20 protein-coding genes and 1 riboswitch are annotated in these 18637 nt (G+C 71.4%); of the genes, 6 read left to right on the plus strand and 14 right to left on the minus strand.

Annotation, left to right across the window (positions count from 1 at the left end; translation table 11 throughout):
• Positions 1 to 45 precede the first annotated feature (45 nt).
• Positions 46 to 1494, plus strand: a complete 1449-nt coding sequence (locus tag ACERZO_RS15215; RefSeq protein ID WP_372665273.1) for a hypothetical protein — start codon at positions 46 to 48, stop codon at positions 1492 to 1494.
• On the opposite strand, the gene ACERZO_RS15220 is transcribed toward ACERZO_RS15215, so the two are convergent.
• Genes ACERZO_RS15220 through ACERZO_RS15230 form a run of 3 tightly spaced genes read right to left on the minus strand, consistent with a single transcriptional unit; the run spans position 1491 to position 3468 of the window.
• Positions 1491 to 2264 (minus strand): aldo/keto reductase, encoded by a 774-nt coding sequence (locus ACERZO_RS15220; protein WP_372665274.1) that lies wholly within the window; start codon positions 2262 to 2264, stop codon positions 1491 to 1493. The genes ACERZO_RS15215 and ACERZO_RS15220 overlap by 4 nt on opposite strands.
• Before the next feature lie 43 nt (positions 2265 to 2307).
• On the minus strand, positions 2308 to 3117 hold the full coding sequence (locus ACERZO_RS15225; protein WP_372665275.1) for a helix-turn-helix domain-containing protein: 810 nt from the start codon (positions 3115 to 3117) through the stop codon (positions 2308 to 2310).
• Between the two features lie 36 nt (positions 3118 to 3153).
• Complete coding sequence (locus ACERZO_RS15230) at positions 3154 to 3468, minus strand: hypothetical protein (protein WP_372665276.1); 315 nt, start codon at positions 3466 to 3468, stop codon at positions 3154 to 3156.
• 140 nt (positions 3469 to 3608) lie between these two features.
• Between ACERZO_RS15230 and ACERZO_RS15235 the strand changes: the two genes are divergently transcribed.
• Positions 3609 to 3971, plus strand: coding sequence for a nuclear transport factor 2 family protein (locus tag ACERZO_RS15235; protein ID WP_372665277.1), 363 nt, complete (start codon positions 3609 to 3611; stop codon positions 3969 to 3971).
• A gap of 51 nt (positions 3972 to 4022) precedes the next feature.
• Here ACERZO_RS15235 and ACERZO_RS15240 read toward each other — a convergent pair whose 3' ends face one another.
• Positions 4023 to 5177: an NAD-dependent epimerase/dehydratase family protein gene (locus ACERZO_RS15240; RefSeq protein WP_372665278.1), complete on the minus strand. Its 1155-nt coding sequence runs from the start codon at positions 5175 to 5177 to the stop codon at positions 4023 to 4025.
• A gap of 137 nt (positions 5178 to 5314) precedes the next feature.
• On the opposite strand from ACERZO_RS15240, the gene ACERZO_RS15245 reads away from it, so the two are divergent.
• Positions 5315 to 5812, plus strand: coding sequence for a GtrA family protein (locus ACERZO_RS15245; RefSeq protein WP_372665279.1), 498 nt, complete (start codon positions 5315 to 5317; stop codon positions 5810 to 5812).
• On the opposite strand, the gene ACERZO_RS15250 is transcribed toward ACERZO_RS15245, so the two are convergent.
• The gene (locus tag ACERZO_RS15250; protein ID WP_372665280.1) at positions 5742 to 7916 is read right to left on the minus strand and encodes a glycosyltransferase family 2 protein; all 2175 of its coding nucleotides are present in this window, start codon (positions 7914 to 7916) and stop codon (positions 5742 to 5744) included. The two genes, ACERZO_RS15245 and ACERZO_RS15250, sit on opposite strands and share 71 nt — an antisense overlap.
• Positions 7913 to 8860 carry an NAD-dependent epimerase/dehydratase family protein gene (locus ACERZO_RS15255; RefSeq protein WP_372665281.1) on the minus strand — a complete coding sequence of 316 codons (948 nt, stop codon included), beginning with the start codon at positions 8858 to 8860 and terminating at the stop codon, positions 7913 to 7915. The genes ACERZO_RS15250 and ACERZO_RS15255 overlap by 4 nt, the downstream gene beginning before the upstream one ends.
• A 124-nt stretch (positions 8861 to 8984) precedes the next feature.
• Here ACERZO_RS15255 and ACERZO_RS15260 point away from each other — a divergent pair, with 124 nt between their 5' ends.
• On the plus strand, positions 8985 to 9653 hold the full coding sequence (locus ACERZO_RS15260) for a hypothetical protein (RefSeq protein WP_372665282.1): 669 nt from the start codon (positions 8985 to 8987) through the stop codon (positions 9651 to 9653).
• A gap of 68 nt (positions 9654 to 9721) precedes the next feature.
• Positions 9722 to 10465, plus strand: a complete 744-nt coding sequence (locus tag ACERZO_RS15265) for a helix-turn-helix transcriptional regulator (protein WP_372665283.1) — start codon at positions 9722 to 9724, stop codon at positions 10463 to 10465.
• Between the two features lies 1 nt (position 10466).
• On the opposite strand, the gene gcvP is transcribed toward ACERZO_RS15265, so the two are convergent.
• A complete protein-coding gene (gene gcvP, locus ACERZO_RS15270; RefSeq protein ID WP_372665284.1) occupies positions 10467 to 13343 on the minus strand; it encodes an aminomethyl-transferring glycine dehydrogenase in 2877 nt (958 codons plus the stop codon).
• Positions 13344 to 13512: 169 nt separating this feature from the next.
• Positions 13513 to 13611, minus strand: a riboswitch (glycine riboswitch).
• Between the two features lie 42 nt (positions 13612 to 13653).
• Positions 13654 to 14232 carry a MerR family transcriptional regulator gene (locus ACERZO_RS15275; RefSeq protein WP_372665285.1) on the minus strand — a complete coding sequence of 193 codons (579 nt, stop codon included), beginning with the start codon at positions 14230 to 14232 and terminating at the stop codon, positions 13654 to 13656.
• Positions 14233 to 14510: 278 nt separating this feature from the next.
• Here ACERZO_RS15275 and ACERZO_RS15280 point away from each other — a divergent pair, with 278 nt between their 5' ends.
• A complete protein-coding gene (locus ACERZO_RS15280) occupies positions 14511 to 15143 on the plus strand; it encodes a TetR/AcrR family transcriptional regulator (protein WP_372665286.1) in 633 nt (210 codons plus the stop codon).
• On the opposite strand, the gene trxA is transcribed toward ACERZO_RS15280, so the two are convergent.
• The 6 genes from trxA to gcvH all read right to left on the minus strand — a co-directional run bounded on the left by trxA (position 15124) and on the right by gcvH (position 18314).
• A complete protein-coding gene (trxA, locus tag ACERZO_RS15285; protein ID WP_372665287.1) occupies positions 15124 to 15459 on the minus strand; it encodes a thioredoxin in 336 nt (111 codons plus the stop codon). The genes ACERZO_RS15280 and trxA overlap by 20 nt on opposite strands.
• A gap of 11 nt (positions 15460 to 15470) precedes the next feature.
• A complete protein-coding gene (locus ACERZO_RS15290) occupies positions 15471 to 15866 on the minus strand; it encodes a MerR family transcriptional regulator (protein ID WP_372665288.1) in 396 nt (131 codons plus the stop codon).
• A 42-nt stretch (positions 15867 to 15908) separates the two neighbouring features.
• On the minus strand, positions 15909 to 16382 hold the full coding sequence (locus ACERZO_RS15295) for a bifunctional nuclease family protein (RefSeq protein ID WP_009078856.1): 474 nt from the start codon (positions 16380 to 16382) through the stop codon (positions 15909 to 15911).
• 216 nt (positions 16383 to 16598) lie between these two features.
• Positions 16599 to 17345 (minus strand): transcriptional regulator FtsR, encoded by a 747-nt coding sequence (gene ftsR / locus ACERZO_RS15300; RefSeq protein WP_372665289.1) that lies wholly within the window; start codon positions 17343 to 17345, stop codon positions 16599 to 16601.
• Complete coding sequence (garA, locus tag ACERZO_RS15305) at positions 17342 to 17812, minus strand: glycogen accumulation regulator GarA (RefSeq protein ID WP_086679381.1); 471 nt, start codon at positions 17810 to 17812, stop codon at positions 17342 to 17344. The genes ftsR and garA overlap by 4 nt, the downstream gene beginning before the upstream one ends.
• A 115-nt stretch (positions 17813 to 17927) precedes the next feature.
• A complete protein-coding gene (gene gcvH / locus ACERZO_RS15310; protein WP_086679382.1) occupies positions 17928 to 18314 on the minus strand; it encodes a glycine cleavage system protein GcvH in 387 nt (128 codons plus the stop codon).
• Positions 18315 to 18637 lie beyond the last annotated feature (323 nt).

The following is an 18637-nucleotide window of genomic DNA, read 5'->3' on the forward strand; positions in this document are numbered from 1 at the left end:
CATCGCAGCGCGTGCTTGACATGCGCTCACCCCGAAAGGACGACGATGGGGCGACACACCCGGGACGACGAGCCCGTGCCGCACCCTCAGGACCGTGCCGGCACGCCCCCCGCCGCGGGACAGCCGCGCCGCCACCCCGGCGACGCCCGCCGTGGCGAGGCCTCCGGCGCCTACCCGGTCGCGGGCCAGGGACCGTCGAAGAAGCGCAGCTCCATCTCCGACGCCTTCGGGATCGCCGGCCGCGGCACGCCCCGCGGCGAGTCGTCCGGTTACTTCGTCTCCGGCGGCGGTGAAGCTTCCGGCTCGTACCCCGCCGCCGGACGCGGTGAAACCACTGGACCGCACCCTGCCGCGGGGCGTGGTGAAGCTTCGGGTTCGTACCCCGTCACCGGGCGCGCCGAAGCCACCGGACCGCACCCCACCGCTCGTCGCGGCGAGGCGTCCGGCCCCCACCCCGTCGCCGGCCGCGGCGAGACCTCCGGCGCCTACCCCGTCACCGGCCGCCGGGCCGGCCGGCGCGGGGAAGCCTCCGGTTCCTTCCCGGTCGCCCGGCGCGACGAAACCGCCGCCGAGCGGACCGAGGTCATCACCCGGCACGGCGAAGCCTCCGGCAACTACCCGATCACGGCCCGCAGCGAGAACTCCGGCGCCTTCCGGGCCGCCGGCCGCGGCGAGAGCCGCACCCTCGACCGCCCCGACCCCGCCGCCGAAAGCACCCCGCGCCGGCGCCGCCGCGACGACGCCGGCGAGCCGGCCACCCGGCGCGCGCCCAAGCGCGACACCACCGGCCCGCACCGGACCGAGGGCAAGAGCGAAACCACGGGTCCGCACCGCACCGACGGCAAGAGCGAAACCACGGGGTCGCACCGGATCGCCGGGAAGGGCGAGGCCACCGGGTCGCACCGGATCGTCGGCAAGAAGGCGCCGCGGCGGCGGATCGCCGGCTGGCCGATCGCCTGTGCCGTGCTCGCCGCCCTCATCGGGCTCGGCGTGATCGGCTGGAACTGGGCCGACAGCGAGCTCAACAGCCGCGCCGAGGCGCAGGCCGCCAGCTGCTCCGGCGGCACGTCCCAGATGCGGATCGTCGTCACGCCGAGCGTGCAGAAGCCGCTGACCGCCGCCGCCGACCGCTGGAACCAGGCCGCGACCGTGGTCCACGGCCAGTGCGTGCACGTGACGATCGACGCCAAGGCGTCTTCGCAGGTCCTGGACGCGCTGGTCGGCCGGGCCAACCTGGACTCCATCGGCGGGCTCCCGGCCGCGTGGCTGCCCGAGTCGTCGTACTGGGTCAGCGAGCTGACCACGAAGAAGCCCGAGATGATCGGCTCCCCCGCCCAGTCGGTGGCCAACGCGCGCTCGGCGGACTACCCGTTCGTCGGGCTCACCGGGAACGGCATCGACGACACCGTCCTGCGCGCGGCCCAGACCTTCCGCGAGTACCTGGAACAGCCTGCCCAGCAGGCCGACTTCGCCGCCGCCGGGATCAAGTCCTAGACGCGCGTGCCGTTGTCGAGCTCGGCCACCACGGCGAGGTCGTCGTCGGCCAGCTCGAAGTCGAAGATCCCGTAGTTCTCGCGGGTGCGGGTCGTGGTGGCCGAGGCCGCCACGGCGACCGTGCCGGCCTGCAGATGCCACCGCAGCACGATCTGGGCCGGGGTCTTGCCGTACTTCGCCGCGAGGGCGGTGACGGTCTCGTCGGCCAGCAGGCCGGCGTTGGCGGCCGGGCTCGACGCAGCGGTCACGATTCCGCGTTCGGTGTGGAACTCGCGCAGCGGGAGCTGCTGCAGCCACGGGTGCAGCTCGACCTGGTTCAGCACCGGGACCGCGCCGGTGGCGTCGATCAGCCGGCGCAGTTCCGCGACGCCGAAGCCGGCGACGCCCACCGCGCGCACGCGGCCGTCGGCCCGCAGCCGGCTGAGAGCGCGCCAGGTGTCGGTGAACGCGCCTTTCGTGCCGTCCAGCAGGCACAGGTCGGCCCGCTCGGCCCCGAGCGCGGTCAGCGCCTGGTCGGCGGCGCGGCGGGCGGCGTCGTAGCCCTGCGCGGGCACCTTGAAGCTGACGAACAGCTCGTCCCGGGGCGTGCCGGCGAGCGCGGCGCCGACCGCCGCCTCGGTCCCCGGCGCGGTGTCGAAGCCGCGGTAGCCGACGTCGAGGGCGATGCGGACGGCGCGGCCGGTTTCGGCCGGGGTCAGCCCCGTGACACCGAACAGCAGCTGGGGGATGCGGACTCCGTCGGACAGGGCGAGCGAAGGCGGGACGGCCATCTACCGGTGATCCTCACGTCGGATGCTGCGCGGGTGTTCCCCATCATTCCACCGACGCGGCCCGCTCGCGCAGGTATGCGGCCGTCGCCGGGTCGGCCGGGAAGAACGACTCGATGACCAGTTCCGCGACGGTGACGTCCAAGGGCGTGCCGAACGTGGCCACCGTGCTGAAGAACGTCAGGTCGGTGCCCTCGTGGCGGAACTTCAGGGGGACGAAGATGTCACCCGGTCCAGGGACCTCCACCTCGGGCACCGGCTGGTCGCACGGGTAGCCGCGCAGCTCGGCGAGGAGCTCGGCCAGGCCGGGGTCGCCGGTCTGCCCGGCCTGGCGGCGGAGCCGGCCGAGCAGGTGGGCGCGCCACTCCCCCAGGTTGAGCACGTGCGGGGCCATGCCGTCGGGGTGCAGGGTCGCGCGCAGGACGTTGGTGGTCAGCTCGGCCGGGATGCCGGCGACGAACAGGCCGACGGCGGCGTTGGCGTCGACGAGGTCCCAGTTCCGGTCGACGACGGCGGCCGGGTAGGGCTCGTGGCTCGCGAGCAGCTGCCGGACGGCCCGGCGGACGGCGTCCATGTCCGGGTCCCCCAGCGCGTTTTCGGTGTAGGCGGGCGCGTACCCGGCGGCGAGCAGCAGCCGGTTGCGTTCGCGCAGCGGGACGTCGAGGTGCTCGCCGAGCCGCAGCACCATGTCCCGGCTGGGCTGCGAGCGGCCGGTCTCGACGAAGCTGAGGTGCCGGGTGGAGATGTCGGCGGAGATGGCGAGATCGAGCTGGCTGATCCGGCGCCGGTCACGCCATTCCCGGAGCAGCTGCCCGACGGGCCGCTGCCGAGCGGCCGCCTGCACTGTGGTCGTCACGCGAGCGACGCTACGGCGATCACGGGGTGCCTGCCATTACTTCGGGGGTAATGGCTCGAGCTTCGCACCCGGCGGGCAGAAGCCGGTGAGGCGGTCCATGAGATCGAGGACGGCATCGTAAGCCGGGTCATCGCTGCCCTCCGGGGCGCCGGCGACGATCGTGTCCTGGGCTTCGTAGCAGGCTCGCATCATCCCAAGCGGCGTGACGCCGGCCTCGTACGCGTCCGTGGCCACCTCTTCCAGGGCTTCCGCCGGCGCCTCGCTCCGGGCCGCCGTGAGCACGGCGCGGACCAGGACCGGATCCGCTGGTCCTGGTTTGGCGTGCCACGCGTCGTTCGGATCTTCTTCCACGTGGGCAGTCTCGCGGACCTGCGCCGGGCAACGCCACCGCATTACCTCGCGCGTAATCGACGGGCCGCCGCCCGTCCGCCAAAGTCGTCCTCAGCACAGGGACGACAGAACCCGTTGTCCCCCAACCGAAGGAGCACCTCATGACCGACGTCCGCACCCTCGTCGAGCAGTACATCGCCGTCTGGAACGAGACCGACAGTGACAAGCGCCGCGCCCTCATCGCCGATGTCTTCACCGAACACGCCGGCTACACCGACCCGCTCGGCGCGGTCACCGGGCACGACGGGATCGACCAGTTCATCGCGGGGGCCCAGCAGCAGTTCGCGGGCCTCGGCTTCAGCCTGCCCGCCGAGCCCGACGCGCACCACGGCCTCGCGCGGTTCCAGTGGTACCTCGGCACGCCCGGGGCGGCCGAGCCGGTCGCCATCGGGTTCGACGTCGTCGAGATCGAAGACGGCAAGATCGCCCAGGTGCACGGCTTCCTGGACAAGATGCCCGGCTGAAACGCGGCGTGCGGGCTCCCGGGCAGGGGAGCCCGCACGCACCCGCACCCGCTAGCCCTTCAGCGCGCCCCGCCAGCGCACCGTCGGGCGCAGCTTCTCCGGGTTCACCCGGTGCTTGTTGGCGCCCACGATGTCGAACATCGACTCGATCAGCGTGTCCGACAGCAGGTGCGGCTCGAGCCCCAGCCCGACCAGCCCGGTGTGCTTCACGTTGTAGTAGTGCTCCGGCGCCTCGGTGCGCGGGTTCTCCAGCTGCTCGATCTGCACCGGCCCGGGGAACCGGTCGGCGACGAGGTCGGCGATCGCGGCCACCGACATGCTCTCCGTCATCTGGTTGAACACGCGGAACTCCCCCGCCTCGGCCGGGTTCTCCACGGCGAGCCGGATGCACTCGACGGTGTCGCGGATGTCGATCAGGCCGCGCGTCTGCGCGCCCTTGCCGTACACCGTCAGCGGCTGCCCCAGCACCGCCTGGATGACGAACCGGTTCAGCACCGTGCCGAACACCGCGTCGTAGTCGAAGCGCGTCGCCAGCCGCGGGTCGGCCGCCGTCTGGGGTGTCTGCTGGCCGTACACGATGCCCTGGTTCAGGTCCGTCGCGCGCAACCCCCACGCACGGCACGTGAATTCGATGTTGTGCGAATCGTGCACTTTGGTCAGGTGGTAGAACGACCCGGGCCGCTTGGGGAACAGCACCCGGTCCTTGCGCCCGTTGTGTTCGAGGTCCAGCCAGCCTTCTTCGATGTCGACGTTCGGCGTGCCGTATTCGCCCATCGTGCCCAGTTTGACCAGGTGGATCGCCGGATCGATCTCCGCGATCGCGTACAGCAGGTTCAGGGTGCCGATCACGTTGTTGTGCTGGGTGTACACCGCGTGCTCGCGGTCGATCATCGAGTACGGCGCCGACCGCTGCTCGGCGTAGTGCACCACCGCGTCCGGCCGGAAGTCCCGCACGGCCCCGAACAGGAACTCCGCGTCCAGCAGGTCGCCCTCGTAGCTGGTGATCGTCCGCCCGGAGACCTCCTCCCACGCGTCGATCCGGCCGGCGAGGGATTCGATCGGAACGAGGCTTTCGACACCGAGTTCGGCGTCGTAACCGCGGCGGGCGAAATTGTCGAGAACGGCTACCTCGTGGCCTTTGTCCGATAAGTGAAGCGCGGTCGGCCAGCCCAGATATCCGTCACCGCCGAGAACCAGCACTCGCATTGTGCCGCCTTTCCTGCTCGTTCAGAAACCCGACGCTATCGATCAGGTGCTGATGACCACCTGGCAAAGAGCTGTGAATCTCCTATGCGTAGAGGACCCGGACGGCGGCGCCCCGGGCCCGCGGGGAGGATGGGGGCATGACGACCGTAACCAACGGCGTGCGGCCCCGCACAACGGAGAAGACGCGCCGCCGCGGCTGGGCCCGCCTGGCGCGCGCCGCGATGACGTCCGTCGCCGCCACGGTCCTCAGCCAGGTCGTGCTGCTCGCCGTGCTCGCCACGGGCGGCGCCGCGGCCCTGGCGAGCACGCTGGCCTGGGCGGCCGGTGCGGTCCTGAACTTCGTGGTCACCCGGCGCTGGGTGTGGGGCCGCACCGGACGCCCGCGCGTGCGCCGGGAACTGCTGCCCTACCTGGCCGTCATCGGTCTCGGCGGGCTCGCTTCGATCGGCCTGACGACCCTGGCGGGTTCATTGCTCACGCCGCTGGACCTGCCGCACTTCTGGTGGGTCGTGCTGGTCGACGGCGCGTACGTGGCTAGTTACGCGCTGGTGTTCGTCCTCAAGTTCACGCTCCTCGACCGGCTCGTGTTCGCCCGCGGCGCAGCACGTACCCCCGCCACCACGTCCCGGTCATGACCCGGGCGTAGTTCGCGCCGTAGACGACGCTGCCGCCCTTCTTGCTCTTGCCCGCCTTGCGCAGCCGCATGCTCATCGGCAGCTCGACGACGCGGGCGCCGCGCGCGGTGACGCCGAGCAGCAGCTCCGACGACTGGTACTGCGGCTCGTTGAGCGGCACCGAGCAGGCCAGGTCCGCCCGCATCGCGCGGAAGCCGAACGACGTGTCGGTGATCCGCCGGGCGGTCAGCACCGTCGCCAGCGCCGCGAAGACGCGCACCCCCAGCCAGCGGACGCGGCTGTCGGCCTCCTCGTGCCCGAGCCGCCGGGATCCGGTGACGAAGTCCGCGGTGCCCTCGACGACCGGGCGGACCAGCGCTTCCAGCTCGCTGTTGTCGTACTGGCCGTCGGCGTCGGTCGTCACGACGTAGTCGGCGCCCGCCTCCGCGGCGAGGTGGTAGCCCAGGCGCAGCGCGGCGCCCTGACCGCGGTTGCGGGGCGCGACGCAGACGTACGCGCCGTGCTCTTCGGCGATACCGGCCGTGTCGTCGGTGCCGCCGTCGACCACGACGAGCACGTCCACGCGCAGGCCGAGGCACTCGTCGGGCATCTTTTCCAGGACTTCGCCGATGCCGCCGGCTTCGTTGTAGGCGGCGATGACCACCGTCAACGGCGCCAGCTCCAGGTCCGGGTGGCGGCCGCGGAAGTCGTCGAGGGCACCGGTGTCGACGTCGTCGGGGAACGCGGTGAGGCGCTTCCGGCTGGCCGACGTCAGCGTGGTGAAGCCGAGGGCGCCGGCCACGGGCAGCAGCACGAGGGCGGGGAGCTGGTAGCGCCAGGAGAACTGGAACACCGCCGAGGCGAAGAGCAGGATCAGCCCGCTCGACGCCGCCAGCAACGCGCCCGCACGCGCCCGGTCCAGGGGCTTCTTGCGGCGGAACACCGTCAGCAGGCCCAGGATCGCGCCGATGCCGAGGACCGCGCCCGGGACGTAGCCGCCGCCGAGCTGGTAGTCGCGGAGGATCTTGGCGAGCGGCTGGTCGACACTCGCGTTGACGCCGTCGTTCTGCTGCGTGACCAGGTCGATCAGCGACTGGTCGGCCCACTGCGGGTAGCCGAGCTGGAACTGCCACCGGTCCAGCGGGACGTCGGTCGGGTCCTGCTCGCGGGTCCAGGCGAAGCTCTTGGCGAAGTCCGTCAGGATCGCGTCGGCGACGTCGCCCGGCTGTTCCTCCAGCACGTCGATCGCGAACTCGTGCGCCAGCGCGGCCTTGTCCGCGCCCGGGGGCAGCGGGCCCGGCCAGTTCGGGTCGAGGTCGGCGTGGGTGTAGTTGTCCACCAGCCGTGTCTCGCGCGGCTCGGCCGGGCAGAACACCTGCAGCGTCGGGTCGAGGTGGAGGTTCGCGCAGTCCGCGACGGCCGCGGTGCGGCCGTAGAGCATGTTCCCGGACGGGCCGGTCAGGCCCCACTTGCCGGTCTCCGAGTGCACCCGCGCCGAGTACGGCACGAGCACGACGAGCAGGCCCAGCACGCCGGCACCGGCCCGGCGCCAGCCCGCCCAGTGCCGCCACGCTCCCCCGGCGACGACCAGGAACACCAGGACCGGCAAGGCGAGGGAGATCCCGATCAGCCGGGTCAGCACGCCGAAGCCGAGCAGCAGACCCGCGACGCCGGCGCGTTTCCAGCCCGGGGTGCCCCAGCCGAGCAACAGCCACAGCAGCCCGAGCAGCACCGCCTCGAAGACGACTTCGGACATGATGTTCTGCTCGATCTGCAGCTGGTAGGCGTCGAGCAGCACCGGCACGGCGGCGAGCGCGCCCACCCACGGGCGGCCGCCGAGGCGCAGCACCAGCGCGTACAAGCCGATCGCGATGAGGATGCCGCCGACGTGCTGGACGGCCGCGACCCACGCCAGCCCGCCGACCGCGAGCAGCGGGCGCAGCACGAGGTCGTAGCCGATCGGGTCGAGCTGGTCGGCGCGCAGCGCGTGCAGGTTGTCGATGTAGCGGAACGAATCGATGAACAGCAGCGCGGGTTTGTACGCGAGCCAGGTCAGCACCCGGAGGGCGATCGCCGGGATCAGGAGCAGGAGCAGCAGCCAGTGGCGCGTGAGGAACGCTTTCACGGTGTCGCGTTTGGACGGTCGAGGCCGGCGAAGTACTTCCACGCCGTGGCCAGGCCGTCGGTGAGCGAGACCTCCGGCCGGTACCCGATGGTCTCGGCGCTCGCCGAGACGTCGACGACCACCGCGGGCATCTCCCCCGCCGGCGCGTCGACGTGCTCGACCGGCAGCTCGGCGCCGGTCACCTCGCGCACGGCTTCGACCATCTCCAGCACCGAAACCGAGCGCCCGGCGCCGACGATCGCCCGGCCGGAGTGGCCGCTGTCGAGGGCCAGCAGGATCGCGCGGACGACGTCGTCGACGTGCACGAGGTCGCGGCGCTGCCGGCCGTCGCCGTAGACCTTGACGCCGCCGCCGGAGAGCGCGGCACGCATCATGCGCGGCACGAAGCTGTCCTTGTGGGACATTCCCGGGCCGTAGACGTTGGTGAACCGCAACGCACACGTCGTCATCCCGTACGCGCCGGCGTAGCCCGACAGCAGCATTTCGCACGCCGCTTTGGTGGCGCCGTACGGCGTCAGCGGGCGCAGCGGCAGGTCCGGGGTGATCGTCGCGGTGCCGACGTCGCCGATCACCGCGTTGGTCGAGGCGAGCAGGAACTTCGGCACCGCGCGGCGGCGGGCGAGCTCGAGGAGTTCCTGGGTGACCAGGACGTTGTCGGCGAACGTGTCCTCGGGCAGCTCGACCGACTTCAGCACCGACGTCAGCGCGGCGAGGTGGACGATCCCGGCGGTCTCCGGCGTCACGGCTTCCTCGCGGACCGCGGCTTCGCGAAGGTCACCGGTCACGACGCGGACGCCGTCGCTCTCTTCGGGGAACGGGACGCGGTCGACGACGGTGACCCCGGCGCCCCGGTCGCGGAGGGCGCGCACGACGGCCCGGCCGATGAAGCCGCTGCCGCCGGTCACGACCACGGACGTCCGATCAGGACCGTGCGCATTCGCCATGGCGTCAACCTACCTCCCGTTCCTGTGCGGTCGCCGTGTGCGTACGCAGAACTGCGTATGGCCGCTTCCCCGGCCGGATTGGTGTCCTGGAGGGGTCATGAAGCAATGGGGAGGAAGGCTCACCATGAAACGACTCTTCACCGTTCCGGCACTGCTGCTGGCCTCGCTGGCCGGGGCGCTCACCGTGTCCGCCGCGCCCGCGAGTGCGGCGACGACGGACGTCGGTGTCATCCCGTCGAGCCGGTCGTGCCCGGTCGGCACCGAGGCGATCGTCATCCGGATGGACGACGAGGACTCGGGCAACGCGAACTCGCGCGGCGGGTTCATCGGGGCCGTCAGCAGCACGAGCAACACGGAGATGTTCTTCTGCCGGGTCAACGGGGCCGCGTTCCGCGGGGTCACGCAGTCCGGCTCGTTCCGGCCCTACGCCGTGCTGAAGCTCGGCGCGAACTGCCCGAACGGCTCGCAGGAGTTCTCGCGCCGGTTCGACAACGAAGACGACAGCAACAACAACTCGTTCTCCGGCAACATCTTCCCGAACGTGAGCGACAGCAACACGCTGCTGCGGTTCTGCCTGTTCGCACCGGGGGTGGCCACGACGACGGCGTTCCCGAACGTCGGCTTCGGCTACCTGGTGTTCTCCGGGGTCGACTCCTCGGGCTTCTTCCACACCGACGACGAGGACGACAGCAACAACAACCAGTACTCGGCGCCGGCGGGGATCAGCAGCATCGCGCAGTCGATGGTGAGCGCCGGATCGAACACCACGCTGAACGTCCGGATCGCCCGGTAACGCCCGGTTCGTATCTCCCTCGGTCCGCCCGGGTCTTTCTCCACCGGGCGAACCGAGGGGGATCCGGAGTGAGCAGTGAACTGACGGCGCGGCACCTGCACCGCGCCATGGAAGTCGTGCGCGAGTTCCGGGCGGCGGGCCCGGCGGCGGGCCTCGCCGGGCTGGGCCGGCTCGTCGGCTGCGACTTCGTCTCGTGCACGAGCGCGGAGCACACGACGCGGCGGCTGACGGGCGCCGTCACCGAGCGGCCGGAGGACAACCTGCTGCGCCACCCGGAGTTCCGGGCCCAGGTGAGCGGGCACCCGGCGTTCGCGGCGCACCGCAGCGGGCGGCTGCCGCTGGGGACGTCGGCCGCGCTGACCGACCTGGCGGACCTGCGCACGCTGCGGGCGTTGCCGCTGTACACGGATTTCTACCGCCCGCGCGGGACGGTGGACCAGCTGTTGTGCGTGGTCCAGGTCGACGACCGGCACGGGCGCGTCCTGACGCTGAGCCGGTCGCGGCCCGGGTTCTCGGCGCGGGACCACGCCCTGGTCGAGCTGCTCGCGCCGCACCTGGCCCAGGCGCTCGCGCGGGAGGAGCGCCCGCCGGTCCGGCCGGTCGCTGGGGTGGCGGCGAAGGTGCTGACGGTTCGCGAGCGCGAGGTGGCCGAGCTGGTGACCCGGGCCGCGACGGACCGGGAGATCGCCCGCCGGCTCGGCATCAGCACGCGGACGGCGCAGAAGCACCTGCAGCAGATCTACCGCAAGCTGGGTTTGACCAGCCGCACCGAGCTGCTGGTCCACCTCGGCGGTCGCAATCCGGGCTCGTGAGTCAGGCGAAGGCTTCCGGAGGCGGGCAGGAGCAGACCAGGTTGCGGTCGCCGGCCGCGCCGTCGATGCGGCGGACCGGGGGCCAGATCTTCGCCTCCGCCGGACCGGCCGGGAACACCGCGATCTCGCGGCTGTAGGGCCGGTCCCATTCGCCCGCGACGCAGCGGGCCGTGTGCGGGGCCTGGCGCAGCGGGGACTCGGCCAGGGCCCACTCCCCCGCCGCGACCCGGTCGATCTCCGCGCGGATCGCGATCATCGCCTCGCAGAAGCGGTCCAGCTCGGCCAGGTCCTCGCTCTCGGTCGGCTCCACCATCAGCGTGCCCGCCACCGGGAACGACATCGTCGGCGCGTGGAGACCGTAGTCGGCCAGGCGCTTGGCCACGTCGTCGACCGTCACGCCGGTCGCCTTCGTCAGCGGCCGCAGGTCGAGGATGCACTCGTGCGCGACGAGCCCGCCGTGGCCCGCGTACAGCACCGGGAAGTGCTCCCCGAGGCGGCGGGCGATGTAGTTCGCGTTGGCCACGGCCACGAGCGTCGCCCGGCGCAGGCCCTCCGCGCCCATCATCCGGACGTACGCCCACGAGATCGGCAGGATCGACGCGCTCCCCCACGGCGCCGCGCTGATCGGCCCGACCCCGGTCGCCGGACCCGCCGCCGGCTGCAGCGGGTGGTTCGGCAGGAACGGCGCCAGGTGCGCGCGGACGCCGATCGGCCCGACGCCGGGTCCGCCGCCGCCGTGCGGGATGCAGAACGTCTTGTGCAGGTTCAGGTGCGAGACGTCCGCGCCGAAGCGGCCGTACTGCGCCACGCCGATCAGCGCGTTCAGGTTGGCGCCGTCGACGTACACCTGGCCGCCCGCGTCGTGCACCAGCGCGCACACCTCGCCCACGGTGTCCTCGTACACCCCGTGCGTCGACGGGTAGGTGATCATGATCGCGGCCAGGTCGGCGCGGTGGTCGTCCACAGTGGACCGCAGGTGGCCGAGGTCGATGTTGCCGTCGTCGTCGCAGCGGACGACGACCACCCGCATGCCGGCCATGACGGCGCTCGCCGCGTTCGTGCCGTGCGCGCTCGCCGGGATCAGGCAGACGTCCCGCTCGCCTTCGCCGCGCGACCGGTGGTACGCGCGGATGGCCAGCAGCCCGGCGAACTCGCCCTGGCTGCCCGCGTTGGGCTGCAGGGAAACCGTGTCGTAGCCGGTGATCCGCGCAAGCCACGCGCTCAGGTCGGCGACCACCTCCAGGAGCCCGGCGGCGTCCTCGGCGGGCGCGAACGGGTGCAGGCCGGCGAACTCCGGCCACGTGACCGGCTCCATCTCCGCGGTGGCGTTGAGCTTCATGGTGCACGAGCCGAGCGGGATCATGCTGCGGTCGAGGGCGACGTCCTTGTCGGACAGCCGCCGCAGGTAACGCAGCAGCGCGGTTTCCGAGCGGTGGGCGTGGAACACCGGGTGTGTGAGGAAGGCGCTGGTGCGCCGCAGCGGGGCCGGGAGCGCGTCCGCCGTGTCGGCGTCGAGGCCATCCACATCGGACACCGAGACGCCGAATGCCTTCCACACGAGGGAAAGCCGTTCGCGGGTCGTCGTCTCGTCGCAGGCGACGCCGACGTGGTCGTCGTCGACGCGCCGGAGGTTGACGCCGAGATCGCGGCCCGCCTCGACGACGAGGTCGGCGCGGCCCGGGACCGCGGCGGTGATCGTGTCGAAGAACTCGCCGTGCACGACGTCGACCCCGCCCTCGCAAAGGCCGGCCGCCAGCACGGTGGCCATCCGGTGGGCGCGCAACGCGATGTCCCGCAGCCCGTCGGGGCCGTGGTGGACGGCGTACATCGAGGCCATCACCGCGAGCAGGACCTGCGCGGTGCAGATGTTCGAGGTCGCCTTCTCGCGGCGGATGTGCTGCTCCCGCGTCTGCAGGGCGAGCCGGTGCGCGGGGGCGCCGTCGGCGTCCTTCGAGACGCCGACGAGCCGTCCCGGCAGCTGCCGCTCGAGGCCCTTGCGAACGGCGAGGTAGGCGGCGTGCGGACCGCCGAAGCCGAGCGGGACGCCGAAGCGCTGCGTCGACCCCACGGCGACGTCGGCGCCGAGCTCGCCGGGCGGCCGCAGCAGGGTCAGGGCGAGCGGGTCGGCAGCGACGATCACGGCGGCGCCGTGCTTCTTGGCGTCGGCGATCGTCAGGTCCAGTTCGCGCACCGCGCCGGAGGCACCCGGGTAGGCGAGCAGGATGCCGAAGAAGTCGCCGCCGAGCCCGAGGCCGGTCAGCCCCTGGGAAAGATCTTCGACGACCAGGTCGATGCCGAGCGGTTCGGCGCGGGTCCGGAGCACGGCGAGGGTCTGCGGGAGGGTGTCCTGGTCGACGACGAACCGGTTCGAGGCCGATTTGCCCGCCCGGCGCACGAGGGTCATGGCTTCGGCGGCCGCGGTGGCTTCGTCGAGCATCGAGGCGTTGGCGACGGGCAGGCCGGTCAGGTCGGCGACCATCGTCTGGAAGTTGAGCAGCGCTTCGAGCCGGCCTTGGGAGATTTCCGGCTGGTAGGGCGTGTAGGCGGTGTACCAGGCGGGGTTCTCGAGCACGTTGCGCCGGATCACGGGCGGGGTGACGGTGTCGTGGTAGCCGAGCCCGATCATCTGCGCCATGGGCCGGTTCCGGCCGGCGAGCGCGCGGAGTTCGGCGAGCGCCTGGGCTTCGGTGGCGGCGGGCGGGAGTTCGAGCGGCTGCGCGGACCGCCGGAGCGACTCGGGAACGGCACGCTCGGAGAGCTCGTCGAGAGAAGCGACGCCGATGACGTCGAGGATGTGGCGGAGTTCGCCGGGGCCGGGCCCGATGTGCCGGTCGGCGAAGGGAACACCCTGTTCCAGCGAGGCTAGTGACGGATCCACGATGGCCTCCTGGGGACAGCGGGGGTGGACCGGGACGGCAGTGTCCTGGCCCTCCCCACTCTGTCCGTACCCCGAGGGGCGCCTGAGAGTTTCGCCCGAGGTTGAGCCGGGCTTGCACCGTCGGCGGGGCCATCAGGTTGTGTCCTGACGACCCGCTTTCCAGAGGCGTCTCGTCCGCGCGGTCCAGGGTGCCTGAGAGGTTCCGGGGAGGACTTGCTCCTTCGGCGCCGAGCTCAAGGTGTGGCTCGGACTCTCCCGCGCGGATTCGTCGACCGCGCTGTGAACCTTACTCCGTCCGCCGCAGCGGTGATCACCCGGTCCGGCGGGCGTTGCGGCGCTGGGTCAGCTCGTCCGGCTGGTGGGTCTCGACGACGCCGCCGTCGGCGCGTTCGGCCGGGAACTCGTGGATGGTGCCGCTGATTTCCTGCATGGCGCCGCTGACCGCGATGCCGAAGACGCCTTGGCCGCCCTGGAGCAGGTCGACGATCTCCTCCGGCGAGGTGCACTCGTAGACGGTGGTGCCGTCGGAGAACAGCGTCACGCGCGCGAGGTCGCGGACCCCGCGGACGCGCAGGTGGTCGACGGCGACGCGGATGTTCTGCAGCGAGACCCCGGTGTCCAGGAGCCGCTTGACGACCTTGAGGACCAGGATGTCCTTGAACGAGTACAGCCGCTGCGAGCCGGAGCCGTGGGCGGTGCGGATGCTGGGTGCGACCAGCTTCGTCCGGGCCCAGTAGTCGAGCTGGCGGTAGGTGATCCCGGCGATCTGGCACGCGGCCGGGCCGCGGTAGCCCACCAGCTCGTCCGGCAGCGAGTTGTCGGGGAACAGTTCACCCTGCTCGCCAGCCGCGACCTCAACAGGCTGCTTCTCGGAACCAGCCTCGACCACGCAAGCCTCCCCTCGCCCGACCTGGCGGCCGGCGAATGACAGCCGGACGGTCCCAGGAGCGGGACCAGCCGGAGATCAACCGCCACGATCCGGCCCCAGACCGTTAATGACATCGTGGCGATTTACCTCCTTCGACGGTAAGCGCCCGGACAGTGCCGGTCAACGCGACGCGCGGCAAGCCTCAACGGTCGGCTGAGCCTTTGCACCGTTCGCCGTACCCCCGGACCGGTGGTTCAAACCTCTTGCGTCGTTTTACTCAGTCGAGTAACTTTTTACTCATGCAAGTAAACACCGACCTCATGGCGGAACTGGGGCTCAGCGTCACCGAGGCGGCCCGCCGCGCGCAGATCATCGGGGCGACCATCGGCGTGCTCAACGACCTCGGGTACCGCAAGACGACGTTCGCCAAGATCAAGGAGCGGGCCGGGCTCAGCAGTACCCGGCTGATCTCCTACCACTTCACGAACAAGGCCGGCCTGATGCAGGCCGTGCTGAGCACGGTCGTCGAGACGAAGGGCGAGTTCCTGAAGGAGCGCACGGGCGGCGGGCTCGACCCCGCCGATCGGGTCGGCTACCTGCGAGCTCACATCGAGACGTCGGTCGCGTTCCTGCGCGCGTACCCCGAGTGCGTCCGCGTGCTGACCGAGCTGTCGGCCAACGCCGACGACGAAGACGGCTGGGTGATGACGAAGGTGCTGGTCGACGACATGCGCGTGCACGGCCTCGCGCGTCAGCTCAAGCAGGGGCAGGCCGAAGGGGCGTTCGGCGAGTTCACGCCGGAGGTGATGGCGATGTCCATCGCGCAGGCGATCGACGGGGTGGCCGCGGCGTACGCGGCCGACCCGTCGCTCGACCTGGAGAACTACGGGCGCGAGGTGGCGGACACTTTCGTCAAGGCGACGGCACCGTGAGAGCGCGGTCGAGGCGCTCTTCGATGCGGGCTTTCGGGAACGCGCCGACGATCGTCTCGACCGGCTCGCCGCCCGAGAAGAGGATCATCGTCGGCAGGGACATGACCTGGTAGGAGCGGGTGGTCTCCGGGTTCTCGTCGGCGTTGATCTTGCGGACGGCGAGCTTGCCGGCCCGCTCGGCGGCCAGCTGCTCCAGGACGGGGCCGACCATCCGGCACGGGCCGCACCAGGTGGCCCAGAACTCGACCAGCACGGGGACGTCGCTGCCGACGACCTCCGAAAACGTGCTGTCGGTGACTTCGGCGACTTCGGACACGAGGGACTCCTTCACGGGCGCGGGGAGGCGGGCACGACACACGGATCGGGCGCTTGCCGGGCGAGCGCGCCGGCGAGCTTCGCGGCCAGTTCGCCGCGGATACCGCCGAGCCGCGCGAGAAGCGCGTCGGCTTCTTCGAGCTTGCGCCGGTAGACCTCGATCGAACTCGCGCAGGAGTCGCCGGTTTCGTGGCCGCTGCGCAGGCATTCGACGAAGGGGCGGGTCTCCTCGAGGGTCAGGCCGACCGTCTGCAGGGTCTGGATCTCCTTGACCAGCTGCAGGTCTTCCTCGCCGTACTCGCGGTAGCCGTTCGCCGCGCGACGGGCCGCCAGGAGACCCTGGGCCTCGTAAAACCGCAGCGCACGGGTGGTGACACCCGTGCGCTGCGCAAGCTCTCCGATCCGCATGCCTCCGACGCTAGACGTTGACGTCCGCGTCAAGGCAAGTTCTCAGGTATCGGCTCCGCGAAAGTCTTCCGGGGACACCGAGTCGAGGAACTCGCGGAACTTCTCGACCTCGTCCTCCTGCTCGTCCGGGATGATCAGGCCCGCCTCTTCCAGCACCGCGTCCACGGCGTGGATGGGGACGCCGATCCGCAGGGCCAGCGCGACCGAGTCGCTCGGCCGGGCGGACACCCGGATGTCGCCGTCGAAGACCAGTTCCGCGAAGAACGTGCCTTCCTTGAGGTCGGTGATGACGACCTGCTCGAGCTCCCGGCCGAGCGCTCCGATGACCTCTTTCAGCAGGTCATGGGTGAGCGGACGGGCGGGCCGGACTCCCTGTTGCTCCAAGGCGATGGCGGTGGCTTCGACCGAGCCGATCCAGATCGGCAGGTACCGTTCACCCTCGGTCTCCCGCAGCAGCAAGATCGGCTGATTCGCGGGCAGCTCGACCCGCACACCGACGACGCGCATCTCGCTCATCGGGCTTCGCCTCCCTCTCGTGCACGCGGGCGCAGGTGCTGGAACGTTTCGGCGCCGCCACTGCCGACGCTACCCGTCATTCCCACACTGTGCTCGCTGTCGAGACTATCTCGGTTCGCCTGCCGCAAACCCTTGCCTTCACGGTACGGCATGCGGCACCGAACATTCAGTCATTGACATGGGACCGCAAAGAGGATCTCACCGCCCCGTTGCCGATCAACACCCCGTGACGCCGCGGATTCCCGCCTTGACGAGAAGCGTGTGGAGCGTCACGGACAGTGCCGCGACCTCCCGGACGACTTCGTCCGCCCTCGACTTCGCTTCCGGGTCACGGTGCCGATACACCGGGGTCACGATCTGCTCCAGCAACCCGACCTCGCGGTCGGCCGCGGCGCGGAAGGCACGCAGGTGTCTCGGCTCGATACCGAATTCGGTCATCGCCTTCACCGTCCGGGCGACCAGCACCGCGTCCGGGTCGAAGAACCCCGCGGGACCGGACCGGACCAGGCCGTACTGCTGCAGCTCGGCCAGCGCGGCGGCGTCGATGCCGGCCTGCTCCAGGAGCTCCTCCTGGGTCAGGCGCAGCTCCTTGCCCACGGCGAAGTCCTCCGCCACGGGCAGGCCGACGTTCTCCGCCGGCGCGTCGATCGGCACCAGCCGGCGCGGCGGGCGGGGCAGGGCCGCGGCGGGCTCGGCCCCCGAGTCCGCCGCGTCCAGCTGCTCCTTGATGACCTTCAACGGGAGGTAGTGGTCCCGCTGGGCGGCCAGGACGAACCGCAGGCGCTCCACGTCCGCCGCGGCGAACTGCCGGTAGCCCGACGGCGTCCGGCCCGGCGTGACCAGGCCTTCCGCTTCGAGGAACCGGATCTTGGAGATGGTGACATCGGGGAAGTCCCCGCGCAGCTGCGCGAGTACCGCCCCGATGCTCAGTCCGTGGTTCTGTGGCCGCCCGGCCGCCGTCACTGCGCCCCCTGGCCCCCGTGACCCGGGCCGGTCAGGAAGACCAGGCGGAACTTGCCGATCTGCACCTCGTCGCCGCCGGCGAGGACGGCCTGGTCGACCGGCTCGCGGTTGACGTAGGTGCCGTTGAGGCTGCCGACGTCGATGACGACGAACTCGCCGCCCTCGCGCCGGAACTCCGCGTGCCGCCGCGAGACCGTGACGTCGTCCAGGAAGATGTCGCTGTCCGGGTGCCGCCCGGCGCTGGTGGTGTCGCGGTCGAGCAGGAACCGCGAACCCGCGTTGGGCCCGCGCTTCACGACCAGCAGGGCCGAACCCGGCGGCAGGGCGTCGACGCCCTGTACCGGCGCCTCGGCGGCCGGGGCGGGCTCGTGGCCTTCGGCTTCGGCCAGGAAGTCGGCCCGGAAGACAGAGGTCCGCTCCGGAGACTGCTCCGGGGGAACGCCGCCGGGCCCGTCGTTCGTGCTCACCTGAGCTCTCCTCCACACATGCTGTGATGCCTAGTACTCAAGAACGTGTAGCTGCCAACGTACCGTGCCTGATCGATTCTCCGAGCCCCGGCTCCCCGAACCGGCGGAGCGGGCTTCAGCCCTTGGTCAGGGCGTCGTACGCCTCGGCTTCGAGCAGGGCTTCCAGGCCCGCCGGGTCGTCGAGCCGGATCTCGATCAGCCAGCCCTCGCCGTAGGGGTCGCTGTTGATCAGCTCGGGCGAGTCGGCGACGGCGTCGTTGACCGCCACGACCTCGCCGTCGACGGGCGCGAACAGCTCGGAAACGCTCTTGGTCGACTCGACCTCGCCGAACACGTCGCCCGCGCTGACCTGGCGGCCGACCTCGGGCAGGTCGACGAAGACGACGTCGCCGAGCTGGTCCTGGGCGTACTCGGTGATGCCGATGCGGACGAGGGTGTCCTCGCCGCGGGTGGCGACCCACTCGTGTTCCTCGGTGTAGCGAAGCTCTTCAGGAGCGGACACCAGCGGTCCCCTTTCATGCCCTCACTGGCGAAACGTGCTGGGCGAAGTCTTACACCCACACGGCGCAGCCGCCCGGCACGGGCCGGGAAAAGGTCGCCCTCAGTCGCCGGCGGCGCCGGGCGACGGCGTGCGCGCGTGCGCGGCACGGCCCGACGGCGCCGGACGACGGGGGTGCGCCGCCCTGGTCGAACGCCGTGAATGACTCATTCATGGCGTCAGACGACGTGAATGAGTCATTCATGACAACCGCCGGCCGGGCCGCCCACCTGCGCCCGCCGAAACATGCGCCGGGCTCCGCCCTTGCGGGCACCCCACCGGCGCCG

The sequence above is a fragment of the Amycolatopsis kentuckyensis genome (assembly GCF_041679295.1).
Classification (GTDB): Bacteria; Actinomycetota; Actinomycetes; order Mycobacteriales; family Pseudonocardiaceae; genus Amycolatopsis; species Amycolatopsis kentuckyensis_A.